The organism is Curvibacter sp. EU05-FHT14A10, assembly GCF_058791075.1.
The window spans coordinates 135,754-153,411 of record NZ_JBYTDE010000009.1; the positions used below are offsets into that span (position 1 = coordinate 135,754).

A 17,658-nucleotide genomic window follows, 5' to 3' on the forward strand; every position below is an offset into this window, starting at 1 on the left:
TTAGTCTCAAACGGTGACGATAAGCCGCCCAACGGTTGTTGGCTTGTCAACGGTGCCAGGGTTTGCCCCCAGGCAGGCTGGGGCTTACCCCAGATGGAAGGCCTGGATGGCCTCGGACAGGCGCGTGGCCTGGTCGCGCAGGCTGGCGGCGGCGGCGGCCGACTGCTCCACCAAGGCCGCGTTCTGCTGGGTCATCTGATCGAGCTGGTTGACCGCCCCATTGACCTGGCCGATGCCGTTGGACTGCTCGACCGCGGCCGACGAGATCTCGCCCACGATGTCGCCGACCCGGTGCACCGAACTGACGATGTCGCTCATGGTGGTGCCGGCGCTGCCGACCAGTTGGGCCCCGGATTCGACGGCCTCGACCGAGTTGCCGATCAGGGACTTGATCTCGCGCGCAGCCTGGGCGCTGCGCTGGGCCAGGGTGCGCACCTCGCCGGCCACCACCGCAAAGCCCCGCCCCTGCTCACCGGCGCGCGCGGCCTCGACCGCGGCATTGAGCGCCAGGATGTTGGTCTGGAAAGCGATGCCGTCGATGACGCCGATGATGTCGGCGATCTTGCGCGAGCTGTGGTGGATGGCGTCCATGGTCTTGACCACCTCGCCCACCACCGCACCGCCTCGGGCCGCCACCTCGGCGGCGGAGGCCGCCAGTTGGTTGGCCTGGCGGGCGGCATCGGTGGACTGCTGTACGGTGGCGGTGATCTGCTCCATGCTCTGCGCGGTCGACTGCAGGCTGCTGGCCGTCTGCTCGGTGCGCATGCTCAGGTCCTGGTTGCCGTTGGCGATCTCGACGCTGGCGTTGGTGATGCCCTCGACGGCCGAGCGCACCTGCAGCAACAGGCGCAGATAGAGCTGGCGCATGGCGTCGACCTCGCGCACCAGGGCGCCGATCTCGTCCTGCCGCTCACTGCTGAAACTGCGGGTCAACTCGCCCTGCGCCACAGTGGTGACCGCCGCCGTGAGTTCGCGCAGGGGCTGGCTGACACGCCGGCGCAGCAGCCAGAACAGGCCGCCTCCCAGCCCCAGCACCGCCAGGGCGATCACGCCCCAGACCCAGCCCATGGTGGCACGGTGATCCGCCATGGCCTCGCGATCGGAGACCTCGGCCACCACCCACCAACCTTGGGTCTTGACGATCTGGCGCACAGCCCACGGGTTGACCAGATCAACACCGCGCAGCGGAACCGCATCGTCGAGCACCACCTCACTGCTGTCGGCCTGGCGCAGCCGATCCAGAAAGGAGCCCGCCTGGGCCACCACTTCGAGCACCCGCTTGCCCGAGGCCTGGGGATGGGCCAGGAAGCGGGCCTCCTCGCTCGCCTTGCCCGGGTCAATCACGTAAATGCCACCGCTGTCGAAGAAGCGGGTTTCCTGGGCCTGTTTGAACACCGCGTCCTCGAAGATCGAGATGTCATTGCCCACGAACAAGGCGCCCACCACCTTGCCGGCGTCGTCCTTGACCGGCTCGTAGTGCGTCATGTAGGGCTTGCCGAACAGCACGGCACGGCCGGTGTAGGACTGACCGGACTGCAGACGGGCATAGGCCGGGTGCTTGCGGTCCAGCAAGGTCCCCATGGCACGTTCTCCGTCGGGCTTTTTCAGCGAGGTGGTGATGCGCAGGAAGTCATCCCCCTTGCGCGCAAAGACGGTGGCCACCCCCCCGGTGTCCTTGGTGAACTTGTCGACCTGACTGAAGTCGTTGTTGAGCGCAATCCCGTAGCTCTGCAGTTCACCGTTCTCCTCATTGAGGCTCATGGTGGGCTGGAAAGCCAGCTTGAAGGACTTGAAGGAGCGGCGCACCAGTTCGCGGGCGGTGGCATCTTGCGACTCCAGCACCTGCACCACGTTGTCGGCCTTGTCGGCCGCCAGAGCCTGCACCTGCTGGCGGGCCGTGCGTGCGGTGATGGTGCTGATGGCCAGACTGGCCGCCACCAGCACCCCGGTCAACATGACAATCGCCAGCAAGGAGACCTCGCGGGCCACGGATCGTTGAGCGCTGGAAGACGTGAGTTTGGCCATGGGGATTCCCTGTTCCAGGTCGGTGAGATGACACGCGGTCGGTGACCCGGCCAAAACATTCTGAAACACCGGCAAAAACCCCGACACTGCGGGAATCCCGTAGCGATTTACACTTCAGGCGATCGAATTTATCAGATCACCCGATTCGAAGGCCTCAGGTGGTGGCGCGACGCAGCCAGCCCAGGCCCTCGGAGGTGCCCCCGGGGGTGGCGCCGCGGGCCGGGCGGTATTCGCAGCCCACCCAGCCCTGGTAGCCCAGCTCGTCGATGACGCTGAACAGGTAGTCGAAGTTGAGTTCGCCCAGATCGGGTTCGTGGCGTTGCGGCACACCCGCGATCTGCAGGTGGCCGACGCGGCCGGTGGGCAGGTACTGGCGCAGCTTCATGGCCACGTCGCCTTCGACGATCTGCAGGTGGTACAGGTCCATCTGCACCTTGAGGTTGGGTGCGCCCACCTCGGCGATCACGGCGTGGGCATCGTCTTGGCGGCTGAGGAAGAAGCCGGGCATGTCGCGCTGGTTGATGGGCTCGATCAGCACGTCGCGGCCCTCGCGCGCGGCTTCGGCCGCGGCCCAGCGCAGGTTGGCGATGTAGGTGGCCTGGTGCAGGGCACGGTCGGCGCCGGCGGGCAACATGCCGGCCATCAGGTGGATGCGCGGGCAGTCGAGCACGCGGGCGTACTGCAGCGCCAATGCGATGCCGGCGCGGAACTCGGCCTCGCGGCCCGGCAGCGAGGCCGTGCCACGGTCGCCAGCCACCTCCCAGACCTGGGCGATGCTGGCCGCATCGGTGCCGCCGGGCGGGGCGTTGAACAAGGCCTGCGTGAGGCCATGGGCCTTCAGCTGGGCCAGGATGTCTTCGGCGGCAAAGGCGTAGGGGAACAGGTACTCGACCGCCTTGAAGCCGTCACGGGCGGCGGCGCCGAAGCGCTCCAGAAAGGGCAGCTCGGGGTAGAGCATCGACAGGTTGGCGGCAAAGCGGGGCATGGGCGGGATCTCCGGACAGGAACAAGTTACCAACGCGCACCGAAAGTGGTGCGCAATTCATCAATCTGCGAGGCACTCAGGGGGCCCGGGCGGCCGGCACTGAGCAGCCACAGTCGGGCGGTCTCCTCCAGCTCTTCGAGCGTGGCCATGGCGGCCTCGGGGCTGTCGTGCCACACATTGGGCCCCAGGCGCTCCAGCATCACGGCGCGGATGGGCGCACCCTGCTCACCTTGACGGACGATGGCCTGGGCCACGGCCTGGGCCGCCTCGGGGGCACCGGGTCGGTGGTACGGAATCAGGGGCACGTGGCCGACCTTCATCACGAAGTAGGGCGTGAGGGCCGGCAGCAGCTCCAGGCCTGTGAAAGGTGCCACGGCGGGCAGGCCAGGCTGCAGGCTCAGGGCCACGCAATGGGTGCTGTGGGTGTGGATGACGCAGCGGGTGCCCGGGTCGAATCGGGTGGCGGCGTCATAGATCTGCCGGTGCAGCACGAGGGTCTTGCTGCCCCGGTCGCCCGACAGCTGCTGGCCCTGGGCGTCGAGTCGGGCCAGGCGGGCCGGGTCGAGCGCGCCCAGGCTGGCGTCGGTGGGGGTGATGAGGTAGCCGTCGTCCAGCCGCACGCTGATGTTGCCGGCGGTGGCATGCACGTAGCCACGCTCGAACAGGCTGCGGCCGACGCGGCAGATGGCCTCGCGGGCCTGGTTCTCGTTCATGGGCGGGCTCCGGTTCAGAGCAGGGCGAAGGCCTTGCTGAAGAAATCAAGCGAGCCGAAGTTGCCCGACTTGAGCGTGAGGTGCAGCCCCCCCTCGCCAGCCACCGGCGAAGCGGCATGGCACCAGGGCACGCCCGGGTCGATCTGCGGGCCGATCTGCATCTGGGCGATCTCGAGCGCCTGCACGCAGGCGCCCGAGGTCTCGCCCCCGGCCACCACCAACTGGCGCACGCCCAGGGCCACCAGGCCACGGGCGATGGCGGCCACGGCGTGCTCGACCATGGCGCCGGCCTCGGCCACGCCCAGTTGGCCCTGCACGGCCTTGACGGCAGCGGGCTCGGCGGTGGAGTACACCAGCACCGGGCCGCTGGCCAGCAGGGGGGCGGCCCAGGCCAGGGCCTGGCCGACCACGTCTTCACCGGCGGCCAGCTGGATCGGGTCGAGGGCCAGCGCGGGGCGGCCGCTGGCGATGAAATGCGCCACCTGCTGGTTGGTGGCCACCGAGCAGCTGCCCGAGACCACGGCCTGCAGGCCTTGCGCGGCCGGCAAGGCCGCAGCCTGCGGTGAAGGGGCGAGGCCGAAGTTGTGCGGCAGGGCAATCGCCACGCCGGAGCCAGCGGTGAGCAGGGGCAGATCGGCCAGGGCCGGGCCCATGCGCAGCAGGTCGTCGTTGGAGATGGCATCGACCACGGCCACGCCCACGCCTTCGGCGCGCAGCGCGGCAATGCGCTCGCGCACGGCCTCTGCACCCCGGGCCACCACGGCATAGTCGATCAGGCCGACCCGGCGTTGGGTCTGGGCCTGCATGACGCGCACCAGGTTCGGGTCGGTCATGGGGGTGAGCGGGTGGTTCTGCATGCCGCTCTCGTTGAGCAGGCCGTCGCCGGCAAACAGGTAGCCCTTGAACACCGTGCGCTTGTTGTCGGGGAAGGCCGGGGTGGCGATGGTGAAATCGGTGCCCAGCGCATCCATCAGGGCCTCGGTGACGGGGCCGATGTTGCCCTCAGGGGTGCTGTCGAAGGTGGAGCAGTACTTGAAATAGATCTGGCGCGCGCCCTGGGCCTGCAGCCATTGCAGCGCGGCCAGCGATTGGGCCACGGCCTCGGACGGGGCGATGGTGCGTGACTTGAGGGCCACGACCACGGCGTCCACCTCGGCGGCCAGGGGCCCGGTGGGCACGCCGATGGTCTGCACCACGCGCATGCCGGCGCGCACCAGGTTGTTGGCCAGGTCGGTGGCGCCGGTGAAGTCGTCGGCGATGCAGCCGAGGGCGATCTTGTTCATGGGGTTCAGGCCTTCAGGGGCAAGGTCACGGCGCCGGCGTTCTCGCGCACGTAGTCTCGGATGATGGTTTCGAAATCGGCGTCGGGCAGCAGGCCCAGGGCCTGGGCCCGGCGCGCCGCGATGCGGCTGGGCCAGTTGGTGACGATGGCGGCCACGCGCGCGTCGGGCAGCCAGTCGATCAGGGCGGTGGCGGCCGGGCCGGCCACGCGCTCCAGGGCCTGGGCCATCTCACCCACGGTGGTGGTGATGGCCGGCAGGTTGAGGGCCACACGGGGGCCCCACTCGGCATCGCTGGCCTGGGCCGCGCGCAGCAGCCCGGCGATGGTGCGCCCGGGCGACGACAAGGCCACCGGGGTGTCGGGCGACACCGGGCAGTTGGCGCGCTGACCGGCCAGGGGCTCGCGGATCATGCCGCTCAGGAAGCTGGAGGCCGCACCATTGGGGCGGCCAGGGCGCACGCTGACGGTCATCAGACGCACGTTGCGGGCACGGATGAAGCCCTTGCGACCAAAGTCGGCCACCAGTTGCTCGCCAACAAACTTCTGCACGCCATAGCTGCCTTGGGGTGTGGGCAGGGTGAGGTCTTCGATGACCTCGGGCAGGGGCAGCTCGGGCGAGCTGCCGAACACCGCCACCGAGCTGGAGAACACCAGCGTGGGCACGGTCTTCAAGGCACGGCAGGCCTGCAGCAGGCCGAGGGTCGCGTCAAGGTTGCTGTGCAGGCCCAGGTCCATGTCGGCCTCGCACTCGCCACTGACGGCCGCGGCCAGGTGGTAGACCAGCGCGGTGTCGGCCGCGGGCAGCAGGCCGGCGGCCAGTTGCTCGTTGAGGTCGCCACCCAGGTAGGCAATGCGCGGGTCGACGGCCAGGTCGGCCGGCGGCGGCATGCGGTCGGCCAGGGTGATGCGGGTGATCGCGGCCGCGGGGGCGCCCGCCAGGCTGAACGGGCCGGCAGCCAGCAGGGTGCGGGCCAGGCGGGCGCCGAGGAAGCCGCAGCCGCCGGTGATGAGGATGTGCATGAGGGGTACTCCGAAGCAAGCAGGGGGTGAAGGCTCAGCCGATTGTCATTCGGCGCCCGGCAACTGGATGCCCGGGAAAATCTTGATGACCGCACTGTCGTCCTCACGACCGTAACCCGCGGTAGAGGCCTGCATGAACATCTGGTGCGCGGTGCTGGACAGGGGCAGCGGGAATTTGCTGGCGCGCGCGGTGTCGAGCACCAGGCCCAGGTCCTTGACGAAGATGTCGACCGCCGACAAGGGGGTGTAGTCGGCCGCCAGCACATGCGCCATGCGGTTTTCGAACATCCAGCTGTTGCCGGCGCTGTTCGTGATCACCTCGTACAAGGCCTTGGCCTCGACGCCTTCGCGCAGGCCCAGGGCCATGGCCTCGGCGGCGGCGGCGATGTGCACGCCGGCCAGCAGCTGGTTGATGATCTTGACCTTGCTGCCGGCGCCGGCGCGCTCGCCCAGGCGGTAGACCTTGGCGGCCATGGCATCGAGCAGGGGGCCAACCTTGTCGTAGACGGCCGGCCGGCCGGCGGTCATCATGGTCATCTGAGCACTGGCGGCCTTGGCGGCACCGCCCGAAATGGGCGCATCGAGGTAGCCCAGGCCCAGGGCCTCCAGCCGGCCTTCCAGGGCGGCCGACCAGTTGGGGTCGACGGTGGAGCACATCACGAACACGGCACCGGGCGACATGGCGGCGGCGCAGCCGCCTTGTCCGTCAGCGCCGAACAGCACGGCCTCGGTCTGGGCCGCGTTGACCACCACCGAGACCACCACGTCGGCCCCTTGCGCCGCCTCGGCCGGCGAGGCGCAGGCCCGGCCACCCTGGTCGGCAAAGGCGTCGGCCACCTCGCGGCGCACGTCAAACACCTGCAAGTCGTGGCCGGCACGGCGCAATGATGCGGCCATGCCGCTGCCCATGGCGCCCAGGCCGATGAATCCGATGGTGCTCATGTGAAGGTTCCTTTTTGACTTGTCTGGAAGGGGTGAAAAGAGGGGCTGGCTCAGCGGTTGACCAACTGCCTGGGTGTGAGCCACACCAGCACGGCGCCCACCACCAGTGAGGCTGCCAGCACGTACATGCCGATGGCGGTGCTGCCGGTCAGGTCTTTCAGATAGCCGATCAGGTAGGGGCTGGCAAAGCCGGCCAGGTTGCCGACCGAATTGATGGCGGCGATGCCGGCAGCGGCAGCCGTGCCCGATAAAAAGGCCGTGGGCAAGGACCAGAACAAGGGGGCGCAGGTCAGCACGCCAGCCGCGGCCAAGGACAGGAAGACCAGCGAGACCACGGTGTTGTCGGCAAACGAGGCCGCCACGGCAAAGCCCACCGCGCCCATCAGGGCCGGGATGATCAGGTGCCAGCGGCGTTCGCGCAGGCGGTCGGCGCTGCGGCCGAACAGGTTCATGGCCACGATGGCGCACAGGAAAGGGATGGCGCTGAGCAGGCCGATGTTGAAGTTGCCTTTGACGCCGGTGGCCTTGACCAGGGTGGGCAGCCAGAAGGTGAGGGCATACTGGCCCATCACGAAGGCAAAGTAGATCGCAGCCATCCACCAGATGCGGGCGTCGGTGAAGACGGCGGCCACGGTGTGCGGGCCCTTGCTGCCATGGGCCTGATCGAGGTCGATCTCATGCTGGATCAGGCGCTTTTGCTCGGAGCTGAGCCATTGGGCCTCGGCCACGTTGTTGTCCAGGTAGGCGAGCACGGCCAGGCCGATCACCAGGGCGGGCACGGCCTCGATGACAAACATCCACTGCCAGCCACTGAGGGCAGCCGTCTGGTGGAAGGACTCCATGATCCAGCCCGACAGCGGGTTGCCGAAGATGCCAGCCACCGGAATGGCCGACATGAACACGGCCACGATCTTGGCGCGGCGGTGCGCCGGGTACCAGAGCGTGAGGTACAGGATCACGCCAGGGTAGAAGCCCGCCTCGGCCAGGCCGAGCAAAAAGCGCAGCACATAGAACTGGGTGGGGGTCTTGACGAACAGGAAGGCCGCCGAAAGCAGGCCCCAGGTGATCATGATGCGGGCAATCCAGATGCGCGCGCCCACCTTGCTCATGAGGATGTTGCTGGGCACCTCGAACAGAAAGTAGCCCAGAAAGAAGATGCCGGCACCCAGGCCGAACACGGTTTCGCTGAAGCCCAGGTCCTGTGCCATCTGGAGCTTGGCAAAGCCCACGTTGACGCGGTCCAGGTAGGCCACGACATAGCACAGCATCAGAAAGGGCACCAGGCGCCAGAACACTTTGGCGTAAGTCTGGCGTTCGAGATCGGGCGGCACAGCGTGGGCGCCAGCCAGGGTTTGGGCGGTCATGAGGGTTGTCTTCCGTGGTTGGAACGCCGGGCTGCAGCGGGCAGGATCACCCCTCGGCGTTATTCATATGGTTATCATACAAATTTAAGCAAGGCTCGAAGACAAGGGTTTTCCCTGGGGCGTCAGGCCCTCAGGCCGGCGGTGTCAGCGCCTTGATCAAGGGCTGGGCCAGGGCCTCGCCCTGCTGTTGCCAGAAGGCGGGGTCGGCCTGCTCGATGCGGCGGATGGCGTTGTCCATGTGGCCTGCCGCGGCGGCGCGGGCGGCCTGGGGGTCGCCGGCCTCGATGGCACGCCAGATGCGCTGATGCTCCTCGGCCACCTCGCGGACAAAGTCGGCGCGGCGGGCCTCATTGGCCCGGGTGACCTGGGTGGCCCCCCGCAGGAACTGGCTCAGGTATTCCAGCGTCCCGATCAGAAAAGGGTTGCGCGCGGCATCGGCGATGGCGCGGTGAAACAGCACGTCTTCATTGACGCCATCGCCCCCGGATTGGACCGCGGCATCCAGGGCCTCGATGGCCTGGCGCACGCGCAGCACATCGCCCGGGGTGCGGCGTTCGGCGGCCAGGCCGGCCACCTCGGCCTCGAGGGCCCGGCGCACTTCGGCCATCTGAACCACCGCGCTCTTGGAGACGGCATGGCGTGCATCAAAGTTGAGGGGCTGAAAGGACTTTTCGCGCACATAAACGCCGCTGCCCTGACGCGAATCGACCAGGCCCAGTGATTTGAGGCGCGACACGGCCTCGCGCACCACGGTGCGGCTGACCGCGAACTGAGCCACCAGCACGGCCTCGGTGGGCAGCTTGGCCCCCACCACCAGCCGCCCGGCCCGGATCTCGGCCGCCAGTGCCTCGGCCACCTGGTCGGACAGGCGAGCGCCGGGGGTGATGGTCTGGAACTGGGGGGTCATGGGCAGGGCGCGTTGGCGCGCAGGGAAGAAAATTGATCGTACAACTTTAGCCCAGGCCTGAGGCCTTGCGGGCTGCGGTTTACCCGGCCAGAAAACGGCCTCGCATCAGGCCCGCACGAACTTGAAAACAGCGGTTCCGGCCCGCGCATTGGGCAGCCAGCGCACTTCGCGCCCCTGCTCCAGGCCGAAGCCGTCGACGATGCGCAGCGCGTTCTTGTGCGCCAGGTCGATGAAGTCGGCAAAGGTGCCGACGCGGATGTTGGGCGTGTCGTACCACTGGTAGGGCAGGCGCTTGGTGACGGGCATGCGCCCGCGCAGCACGCTCAGGCGGTTGGGCCAGTGCGCAAAGTTGGGGAAGGCCACGATGCCGGTCTTGCCCACGCGGGCGGTCTCGCGCAGCATCACCTCGGCGTTGCGCAGGTGTTGCAGGGTGTCGATCTGCAGCACCACATCGAATGAGGCGTCGTCGAACATCGACAGACCTTCGTCGAGGTTGAGCTGGATCACATTGACACCGCGCTTGACGCAGGCCAGCACGTTGGCGTCGTCGATCTCGATGCCATAGCCGGTGCAGCCGCGCTCGCGCTGCAGCACATCGAGCAGGGCGCCGTCCCCGCAGCCCAGATCAAGCACGCGGGCGCCGCGGGGCACCAGGGCGGCAATGCTTTGGAGGTTGTGGGCGTCGCTCATGCCGGCACCTTGTGGTTGAAATAGGCGCGCACCACATCCAGGTAGCGCGGGTCTTCGAGCAAAAAGGCATCGTGGCCGTGCGGCGCATCGATCTCGGCATAGCTGACGTCGCGGCGGTTGTCGAGCAGGCCCTTGACGATCTCGCGGCTGCGCTGGGGCGAAAAACGCCAGTCGGTGGTGAAGCTGACCAGCAGAAAGCGGCATTGCGCCTGGGCCAGGGCCGCGCTGAGGCTGCCGCCATGGGCGCGGGCCGGGTCGAAATAGTCGAGCGCCCGGGTGATCAGCAAGTAGGTGTTGGCGTCAAAGTATTCGCTGAACTTGTCACCCTGGTAGCGCAGGTAGCTTTCAATCTGGAACTCGACATCCTGGGTCGAATATCGGTAACCGGTGGCGCTGTCGACCACGGCCTCGCGCAGCTGGCGACCGAACTTCTCGTTCATGACGTCGTCGCTCAGGTAGGTGATGTGACCGATCATGCGGGCGATGCGCAAGCCACGCTTGGGCACCACGTTGTGCTCGTAAAAGTGACCGCCATGGAAATCGGGGTCGGTGACGATGGCGCGGCGCGCCACCTCGTTGAAGGCGATGTTCTCGGCGTTCAGGTTGGGCGCGCTGGCCACCACCACGGCATGGCGCATGCGCTCGGGGTATTGCAGGGTCCAACTGAGGGCCTGCATGCCGCCCAGACTGCCGCCCATGACCGCCGCCAGTTGCTGAATGCCCAGGGCATCGAGCAGCCGCGCCTGGGCATTGACCCAGTCTTCCACCGTGACCACGGGGAAATCAGCGCCGTAGACGCGGCCGGTGTCGGGGTGGATGTGCATGGGCCCGGTGCTGCCAAAGCACGAACCCAGGTTGTTGACGCCGATCACGAAGTAGCGGTTGGTGTCCACCGGCTTGCCGGGGCCGATCATGTTGTCCCACCAGCCCTCGGACTTGGGCTGGCCTTCGTACACCCCCGCCACGTGGTGCGAGGCATTGAGGGCGTGGCAGATCAGCACGGCATTGGAGCGCTCGGCATTGAGCGTGCCGTAGGTCTCGTAGGCGAGGGTGTAATCCCGTATCGAGGCACCGCTTTGCAGAGGCAGCGGCGCCTCGAAGGTCATGAACTGAGGTGTGGCTAGAAAACTCATGGCAACAAAAAACCCGGTTCGCCAAAAACGAGACCGGGTTGAGCCTATCTGTCTTTAGCTGAATTTCGAAACACGGTGGTTTCGGCGCCCGCAAGCTGGAATCAAATCGGCGCCCTGTGAACAGGTGCCCGAAGTATAGCAAGGACCCTTGCCCGGCAGCGCCCCCCCCGACATCAAGCCGGGGCGAACAGGGCGAGCAGCCCCAGCACAGCAAAGATCAGCGCCGACACCAGGTGCACCACCCGGAGCGGCACCCGCCGCGTGAGGCGGTCGCCCAGCCAGACCACCGGGGCGTTGGCCAGCATCATGCCCAGGGTGGTACCGGCCACCACCGCGGCCCAGGCCTGGTATTGCGCGGCCAGCATCACCGTGGCGATCTGGGTCTTGTCCCCCATCTCGGCCAGAAAGAAGGCCACCACGGTGGTGCCGAAAATGCCCAGGCGGGGCGAGGCACCACCGGTGTCGTCATCGTCGAGCTTGTCAGGGATCAGCATCCACACCGCCATGGCAATGAACGAGGCGCCCAGGATCCAGCGCAGCCATTGGGGCCCGAGCACGGTGGTGACCCAGGTGCCGACGGCGCCAGCCAGGCCATGGTTGACCACGGTGGCCACGAGGATGCCCAGCACGATCGGCCAGGGCTTGCGGAAACGGGCGGCGAGGACCAGCGACAGCAACTGCGTCTTGTCGCCCATTTCAGCGAGGGCGACGATGCCGGTGGAGACGAGAAAGGCTTCCATGGGGAAAAAGAACTCCGGCCGGACAAAACCCATGACTGCGCTGCACCCCCCGGCCAAAAACGGGGGCTGCGCAGTCAAAGGTCTCGCCAGGTCCGCAAACCGTTTGCGCCATGGGCACTCACCTGGATGGCGGCGCACAAGTCTGTTGACGCAAACCCCTCTCGCAGGCCTTTGATGGCCCGGAAGGGAGGCTACTCCCCCTTGAACAGGGCGCCAGTGTACCCAATCCGCAAGGCCCGCTGCGGGGTGTGGCGATGCACCGAATCGGGATGACCCGGTCTGGTGCGCACCATCATCAGGCAATCATCACCGTTATGGCGCATTTATTGCTTTCTCCTGGTGCGTACTCGCATGCAAAGCATCGAATGCACCATTTAAGTTCATTTTCTCCACGAGGACACTATGGAAGCACTAAAACAGGGCACTGACGCCTTGTTCATTCTGCTGGGCGCCGTGATGGTTCTGGCCATGCACGCCGGCTTTGCCTTTCTTGAGCTGGGCACGGTCCGGCAGAAAAACCAGGTCAATGCCCTGGTGAAGATCCTGGTGGATTTCTCGATTTCGACCGTGGTGTATTTCGGGGTGGGCTATGGCGTGGCCTACGGCACCCATTTCTTTGTGGGCGCCGAGGAACTGGCCGCGAAGAACGGCTATGAGCTGGTGAAGTTCTTTTTCCTGCTGACCTTTGCCGCCGCCATTCCGGCCATCATCTCGGGCGGCATTGCCGAGCGGGCCCGCTTCTGGCCTCAGCTGATCGCCACCGCCGTGATCGTGGGCTTCATCTACCCCTTCTTTGAAGGCATCGCCTGGAACCAGCACTTTGGCGTGCAGGCCTGGATCAAGACCCTGACGGGCGAGGAGTTCCACGATTTCGCCGGCTCGGTGGTGGTGCATGCCGTGGGCGGCTGGATCGCCCTGCCGGCGGTGGTTCTGCTGGGCTCGCGCGCCAACCGCTACCGCAAGGACGGCGCGATCTCGGCCCACCCGCCCTCGAACATCCCGTTTCTGGCGCTGGGCGCCTGGATTCTGGTGGTGGGGTGGTTCGGCTTCAACGTGATGAGCGCGCAGACCCTGGACAAGATCTCGGGCCTGGTGGCCGTGAACTCGCTGATGGCCATGGTAGGTGGCACCTTGGCCGCCCTGGTGATGGGCAGAAACGACCCGGGCTTTGTCCACAACGGCCCGCTGGCTGGCCTGGTGGCGGTGTGCGCCGGCTCGGACCTGATGCACCCACTTGGGGCATTGGTGGTGGGCGCCGTGGCCGGCACGATCTTCGTGCTGATGTTCACCCTGACCCAAAACAAATGGAAGATCGATGACGTGCTGGGCGTGTGGCCACTGCACGGCCTGTGCGGCACTTGGGGCGGCGTGGCCGCCGGCCTGTTTGGCAGCAAGGCATTCGGCGGCCTGGGCGGCGTGAGCCTGAACGCCCAGTTGATCGGCACCGCCATGGGGGTGGTGTGGGCTGCGGTGGGCGGCCTGGTGGTTTATGGACTGCTCAAGGTCACGCTGGGGCTGCGCCTGTCGCAGGAAGAGGAGTTCGAGGGCGCCGACCTGTCGATCCACAAGATCCGCTCCACCCCGGACCGCGAAGTCAGCTGGTAATTGGTAATGGGCCGAACGCCGGGTGGTCCGAGCCAGAGCGCGCCCCCGGGGCGCGTTTTGGGGCGTGCTCAGCGTTGAAACCAGCGTGCCAGGAGCCCATCGAGGGTCCAACGGCCGGTGCCGAAGATGGCCAGCGCCGCCAGCAGGCTGGCCCAGAACACATGGCCTTGCAGCGCCTCGGACGAGATCTCGGACAGGGACAGCACGGCCACGGCGTTCACCACCAGCAAGCCCAGCGCCGGAATGCGCCCACCCAAACCCAGCACCAGCAACACCGGCAACCCCACTTCGCCCAGGGTGCCCATCACCGCCGCCCAGGCCGGTGGCAGCAAGGGCACGTGGTACTCGTCCTGGAACAGGGCCAGGGTGATCTCCCAATCACGCAGCTTGGTCAGACCGGATAGAAAAAACACCCGCGCCACATAGAGACGTGCCAACAGGGCCGCCAGGGGCTGCAGGGCATCCAGCCCGCGCACCAGCAAGGCATAGGGCTTCAGGATCAGGGGGCAGGTCGGGGTCATGACAATCTCCTAGGAATCGTTGTTCAGTGGGGGTGGGCGTCGCCCACGGCCAGCACCAGGCCTTGGGCGACGGCCTCTTGCAGCCAGGCCCCCAGGTCCATGCCCGGCGGTTGCAACTCCAGCCAGTGCAGGGCCGCGCCCAGGCTGGGCTGGGTGTGCAGCGCCTGCAGCCAGGCGGCTTCGGTGGCGTCGATCAGGCGCACGCGGGGTCGCCAGCCCTGGCGCCAGAAAACGGCCAGCTCACGCTCACCGGCCTGCAGACGGTGACCGGCGGCCTGCAACGCCTGGGCCGATGGCTCACAGCCCTCCTCAACACCGCCGTGTGCCAGCAGGACAGAGATCACCGCAGACTCGAAAGCCAGCACCTGCGTGCCTGCAGGCATCTCCAGGCGCAGTTGATCGGGGTCTTCCTGCACCAGGCGCGCCAGCGTGGTGGGCTGGGGCAGCGGGTCGGGTGCGGTGACCAGTTGGTGCAACACCCACTCGGCCCGTGCCAACTCAGGCAACCAGGCCGGCAGCTCGTGCTCGGGGCCCAGGTGGCCCAGCCAGGCGGGTAGATCTGCGCCCCAATGGGCCAGATCGCCGAGCACGGGCGGGCAATCCAGCCAATGGTCGCGGGCCAGGGCGGCCAGGGTGGCTTCGCCTACACATTGGCGCAGCACGGGGTAGGCGGCGGCCAGGGCGCGCTCGGCCACGGCCCGCGCGTTGCGCTGGTAGGCGGGCAGACCGGCTTCACCCGCAGGTGGCGCCGCCGTCGGCGACCACAGCGCGGCCAGCAAGGCCGACTGCTGCTCGAGCAGGGTCTGGCTCATGGGGCACACTCCGCCAAGGCGTCGGCAGCCAGCCGGGCCTGATCCATCAGCACGGCCCAGGGCGGCAGATCGGTGTCCCATTCAACCAGGGTGGGGCGCGGGCCCCAGCGCGACACGGCATGCCGGTAAAGCGCCCAGACGGGCTCGCTGATGAGGCTGCCATGGTCGTCGATCAACCATTCACCGGTGTCGGCGTGGCCGGCCAGGTGAATTTCGGCCACGCACTCGGCGGGCACCGCATCCAGCCAGGCCCGCGAGACATCGAGCAAAGCCTCCACCGGCTCGGGCACCTGGGCGCCGTGCCGGCGACGCCAGGCATTGCGGGCATTGACGTGCAGGTTGTTCACATCGACCAACAGCCCGCAGCCGGTTCGGCGGGCCAGTTCGACAAGGAACTGCACCTCGGAAAAATCATGGTCGGCCCAACTCAGGTAGGCCGACAGGTTCTCGACCGCCAGCGGGCGGCGCAGCCGGTCCTGCACCTGCTGCACATGGCTGGCCATCAGCTTGAGGGCTTCGGTGGTCCAGGGCACGGGCAGCAGGTCGGCGGCGTGCACCGCCTGGCCCCGCAGCAAACCACGCGAAAAGCTGGCATGGTCACTCACGCGCACCGGATCGACCCGCGCCACCAACTCGGCCAGTTGGTCCAGGTGCCAGGGATCCAGCCCAACGGCCGAGCCCAGCGACAGGCCTACCCCATGCAGGCTGATGGCGTGCTGCTCGCGGGCCTGCATCAACACCCCGAGGGCGGCGCCCCCGGTGCCGAAGAAGTTCTCGGAGTGCACCTCCAGGAAGCCCGGGGCGGGCGCGCCTTGCAGCAGCTCGGCATAGTGGGGCTGGCGCCAGCCCAGCCCCACCCAGGGCATGGGCGAACGCAGGGCTTGCGAGGGCTCGGACATGGAAAGCTCCTGCTCAGGCAACACTCAGCTTCAGCCCTTCTTGCCGACAGCCATCTTGGCTTCGTCGGCGGTCAGACCGGACATCTGCTTGCACGTGCCCTTGGCCACGTACTTCCAGTCGGCCTTGGACATGTCCTCCTTGGCCTGGCCGGCACACGAATGGCTGCCACTGAGGTTGGCACAGTCGTTCTGGCCCGCCTTGGCAATGCCGAAGCACTTTTCCTTGGCCGTGTCTTGCGCCAGCACGGGGCTGGAGGCCAGCAGGGCCGAGGACAACAAAGAAGCGGCAGCGGCGGCAAACAGAGCACGTTGGTTCATGGAAATCTCCTGGTGTGACGTTGAAAAAATTGACTTGCAACCGGGGCCCGGTCGGGCCATTCAGATCACCGGTTGAGGGTGAGTCGGCCTGGCTCGGTCATTCTTACAAGCTTGGTGAAATATTTTTTTGCAATACTTTCCAGACAACGCAATCGGCGCCCTTTCAATACACTTGACCCATGAGTTTTGAACATCAGTTGGCCGCACACCGGCCCTACCTGCTCAAATTTGCGCGACTGCAATTGCGCAATGAGACCTGGGCTGAGGACGCGGTTTCAGAGACGGTCCTCGCCGCCCTGAACCGACCGCAGGCTTTTCAGCAGCAGTCGCAATTGAAGACCTGGCTGGTGGGCATCCTGAAACACAAGGTGGTCGATCAGATGCGTCAGCGCGCCCGCGAGGTGGTGCTGGATATCAACGACGACGAGGGCGACGAACTGGAAGCCCTGAGCTTCACCGCCAATGGCCACTTTGCCCAAACACCGATGGACTGGGGCAATCCCGAACAGCAATTGCAATCCCGCCAATTCATCGAGGTGCTTGAAACCTGCTCCGAACGCCTGCCTGCCGCCATGGGGCGGGTATTTCTGATGCGCGAATGGCTGGAACTCTCGTGCGAAGAAATCTGCCTGGAACTCAAGCTCAGCCCCAACCACCTGTATGTGCAATTGCACCGGGCCCGCTTGCGATTGCGCGAATGCCTTGAAATCAATTGGTTCGGCCTGCCCCGGGGGGCCAAGCCATGATCTTGAGACGCAACTGCAAAGAAGTGGCCGCCTTGCTGCTGGCCCGCGAAGACCGCCGACTGGGCCTGGAGGAAAAGCTGGCGCTGCGCCTGCACCTGGCCGCCTGCGAAGCCTGCCCTTTGTTCGCCAAGCAGGTGCTGACGATGCGCAGCGCCTTCACCCAGTGGCGCCACCAGGCGGACGCGGGCGAAGGCGATGCCCCGCACCCGCCAGACGACCCACCCTGATGCAGAAATGACACGTCGTCTGCGGTGCTGATATTGGAATGGAATTGAATTTGTTTTTTCGATTCATTTCCAGCAAAAAAACAAAAAACACTTGCATTTTTCAATACACCATGGTTTTAATACAGAAGCATGGCTTCGATTCCATGCAAGCTTGCGGTGATCGGTCAGGTTCGCGTCCGAAGTGTGCGTTTTCGGGACTCCATCGCTTTGTTAATGTGTTTTTGAGGAGTCCCTTGATGGGCAACAAACTGTACGTCGGCAACCTGCCTTACTCGGTGCGCGACAACGACCTGGAACAGGCTTTTGGCCAATTTGGTGCTGTGACCAGCGCCAAGGTCATGATGGAGCGTGACACCGGCCGCTCGAAGGGTTTCGGCTTTGTGGAAATGGCGAGCGACGCCGAAGCACAATCCGCCATCAACGGCATGAACGGTCAATCCCTCGGTGGCCGCAGCGTGGTGGTCAACGAAGCCCGCCCGATGGAGCCCCGTCCCCCGCGTAGCGGTGGCGGCTTCGGCGGCGGCGGCGGCGGCGGTGGCGGCTACGGTGGTGGCGGCCGCAGCGGCGGCGGTGGTGGCGGCTTCGGCGGCGGCCGCAGCGGTGGTGGTGGCGGCGAAGGCGGCTTCCGCAGCCCCTACGGCGCTGGCCCGCGTGGTGGCAACGGCGGTGGCCGTGGCGGCTACGGTGGTGGCGGCGGCGGCGGCTACGGCGGCGGCAACAGCTACTGAT

At 66.7% G+C, this 17,658-nt stretch carries 19 protein-coding genes and 1 riboswitch; of the genes, 4 read left to right on the forward strand and 15 right to left on the reverse strand.

The window, feature by feature from the left end; genetic code table 11:
- Positions 1 to 84: 84 nt before the first annotated feature.
- The 11 genes from AC3WUT_RS18520 to AC3WUT_RS18570 form a co-directional block, all read right to left on the reverse strand.
- The gene (locus AC3WUT_RS18520) at positions 85 to 2,025 is read right to left on the reverse strand and encodes a methyl-accepting chemotaxis protein (RefSeq protein ID WP_492348550.1); all 1,941 of its coding nucleotides are present in this window, start codon (positions 2,023 to 2,025) and stop codon (positions 85 to 87) included.
- Positions 2,026 to 2,179: 154 nt separating this feature from the next.
- Positions 2,180 to 3,010 (reverse strand): 2-oxo-tetronate isomerase, encoded by an 831-nt coding sequence (otnI, locus tag AC3WUT_RS18525; protein ID WP_492348551.1) that lies wholly within the window; start codon positions 3,008 to 3,010, stop codon positions 2,180 to 2,182.
- A gap of 26 nt (positions 3,011 to 3,036) precedes the next feature.
- Complete coding sequence (locus tag AC3WUT_RS18530; protein ID WP_492348552.1) at positions 3,037 to 3,723, reverse strand: class II aldolase/adducin family protein; 687 nt, start codon at positions 3,721 to 3,723, stop codon at positions 3,037 to 3,039.
- Positions 3,724 to 3,737: 14 nt separating this feature from the next.
- Positions 3,738 to 5,006, reverse strand: coding sequence for a 3-oxo-tetronate kinase (otnK, locus tag AC3WUT_RS18535; RefSeq protein WP_492348553.1), 1,269 nt, complete (start codon positions 5,004 to 5,006; stop codon positions 3,738 to 3,740).
- A gap of 5 nt (positions 5,007 to 5,011) precedes the next feature.
- Entirely contained in the window at positions 5,012 to 6,025 is a 1,014-nt protein-coding gene (gene denD, locus AC3WUT_RS18540) for a D-erythronate dehydrogenase (RefSeq protein ID WP_492348554.1), read from the reverse strand.
- A 45-nt stretch (positions 6,026 to 6,070) separates the two neighbouring features.
- Positions 6,071 to 7,051: an L-threonate dehydrogenase gene (gene ltnD / locus AC3WUT_RS18545; protein ID WP_492348555.1), complete on the reverse strand. Its 981-nt coding sequence runs from the start codon at positions 7,049 to 7,051 to the stop codon at positions 6,071 to 6,073.
- On the reverse strand, positions 7,018 to 8,331 hold the full coding sequence (locus tag AC3WUT_RS18550; RefSeq protein ID WP_492348556.1) for an MFS transporter: 1,314 nt from the start codon (positions 8,329 to 8,331) through the stop codon (positions 7,018 to 7,020). Before AC3WUT_RS18550 ends, ltnD begins: the two co-directional genes overlap by 34 nt.
- Positions 8,332 to 8,461: 130 nt before the next feature.
- Positions 8,462 to 9,238: a FadR/GntR family transcriptional regulator gene (locus AC3WUT_RS18555; protein WP_492348557.1), complete on the reverse strand. Its 777-nt coding sequence runs from the start codon at positions 9,236 to 9,238 to the stop codon at positions 8,462 to 8,464.
- 105 nt (positions 9,239 to 9,343) lie between these two features.
- Complete coding sequence (gene metW, locus AC3WUT_RS18560; RefSeq protein WP_492348558.1) at positions 9,344 to 9,928, reverse strand: methionine biosynthesis protein MetW; 585 nt, start codon at positions 9,926 to 9,928, stop codon at positions 9,344 to 9,346.
- Entirely contained in the window at positions 9,925 to 11,061 is a 1,137-nt protein-coding gene (gene metX, locus AC3WUT_RS18565) for a homoserine O-succinyltransferase MetX (RefSeq protein WP_492348559.1), read from the reverse strand. The genes metW and metX overlap by 4 nt, the downstream gene beginning before the upstream one ends.
- A 173-nt stretch (positions 11,062 to 11,234) precedes the next feature.
- On the reverse strand, positions 11,235 to 11,801 hold the full coding sequence (locus AC3WUT_RS18570; RefSeq protein WP_492348560.1) for a TMEM165/GDT1 family protein: 567 nt from the start codon (positions 11,799 to 11,801) through the stop codon (positions 11,235 to 11,237).
- Positions 11,802 to 11,808: 7 nt separating this feature from the next.
- A riboswitch (yybP-ykoY riboswitch) is annotated at positions 11,809 to 12,013 on the reverse strand.
- A 190-nt stretch (positions 12,014 to 12,203) separates the two neighbouring features.
- On the opposite strand from AC3WUT_RS18570, the gene AC3WUT_RS18575 reads away from it, so the two are divergent.
- Positions 12,204 to 13,406 (forward strand): ammonium transporter, encoded by a 1,203-nt coding sequence (locus AC3WUT_RS18575; RefSeq protein ID WP_492348561.1) that lies wholly within the window; start codon positions 12,204 to 12,206, stop codon positions 13,404 to 13,406.
- Positions 13,407 to 13,474: 68 nt separating this feature from the next.
- On the opposite strand, the gene AC3WUT_RS18580 is transcribed toward AC3WUT_RS18575, so the two are convergent.
- Genes AC3WUT_RS18580 through AC3WUT_RS18595 form a run of 4 tightly spaced genes read right to left on the reverse strand, consistent with a single transcriptional unit; the run spans position 13,475 to position 15,956 of the window.
- Positions 13,475 to 13,927 (reverse strand): DoxX family protein, encoded by a 453-nt coding sequence (locus AC3WUT_RS18580; protein ID WP_492348562.1) that lies wholly within the window; start codon positions 13,925 to 13,927, stop codon positions 13,475 to 13,477.
- Between the two features lie 23 nt (positions 13,928 to 13,950).
- Complete coding sequence (locus AC3WUT_RS18585; RefSeq protein ID WP_492348563.1) at positions 13,951 to 14,739, reverse strand: HvfC/BufC family peptide modification chaperone; 789 nt, start codon at positions 14,737 to 14,739, stop codon at positions 13,951 to 13,953.
- Positions 14,736 to 15,638 carry an MbnB/TglH/ChrH family RiPP precursor modification enzyme gene (locus AC3WUT_RS18590; RefSeq protein WP_492348564.1) on the reverse strand — a complete coding sequence of 301 codons (903 nt, stop codon included), beginning with the start codon at positions 15,636 to 15,638 and terminating at the stop codon, positions 14,736 to 14,738. The genes AC3WUT_RS18585 and AC3WUT_RS18590 overlap by 4 nt, the downstream gene beginning before the upstream one ends.
- 30 nt (positions 15,639 to 15,668) lie before the next feature.
- Positions 15,669 to 15,956 (reverse strand): BufA1 family periplasmic bufferin-type metallophore, encoded by a 288-nt coding sequence (locus tag AC3WUT_RS18595; RefSeq protein ID WP_492348565.1) that lies wholly within the window; start codon positions 15,954 to 15,956, stop codon positions 15,669 to 15,671.
- A 179-nt stretch (positions 15,957 to 16,135) separates the two neighbouring features.
- On the opposite strand from AC3WUT_RS18595, the gene AC3WUT_RS18600 reads away from it, so the two are divergent.
- The 3 genes from AC3WUT_RS18600 to rbp all read left to right on the forward strand — a co-directional run bounded on the left by AC3WUT_RS18600 (position 16,136) and on the right by rbp (position 17,657).
- Positions 16,136 to 16,702, forward strand: a complete 567-nt coding sequence (locus tag AC3WUT_RS18600) for a sigma-70 family RNA polymerase sigma factor (RefSeq protein ID WP_492348566.1) — start codon at positions 16,136 to 16,138, stop codon at positions 16,700 to 16,702.
- Positions 16,699 to 16,929 carry a zf-HC2 domain-containing protein gene (locus AC3WUT_RS18605; RefSeq protein WP_492348567.1) on the forward strand — a complete coding sequence of 77 codons (231 nt, stop codon included), beginning with the start codon at positions 16,699 to 16,701 and terminating at the stop codon, positions 16,927 to 16,929. The genes AC3WUT_RS18600 and AC3WUT_RS18605 overlap by 4 nt, the downstream gene beginning before the upstream one ends.
- A gap of 236 nt (positions 16,930 to 17,165) precedes the next feature.
- Positions 17,166 to 17,657, forward strand: coding sequence for an RNA-binding regulator (rbp, locus tag AC3WUT_RS18610; RefSeq protein WP_492348568.1), 492 nt, complete (start codon positions 17,166 to 17,168; stop codon positions 17,655 to 17,657).
- The last annotated feature ends 1 nt before the right edge of the window (position 17,658 follow it).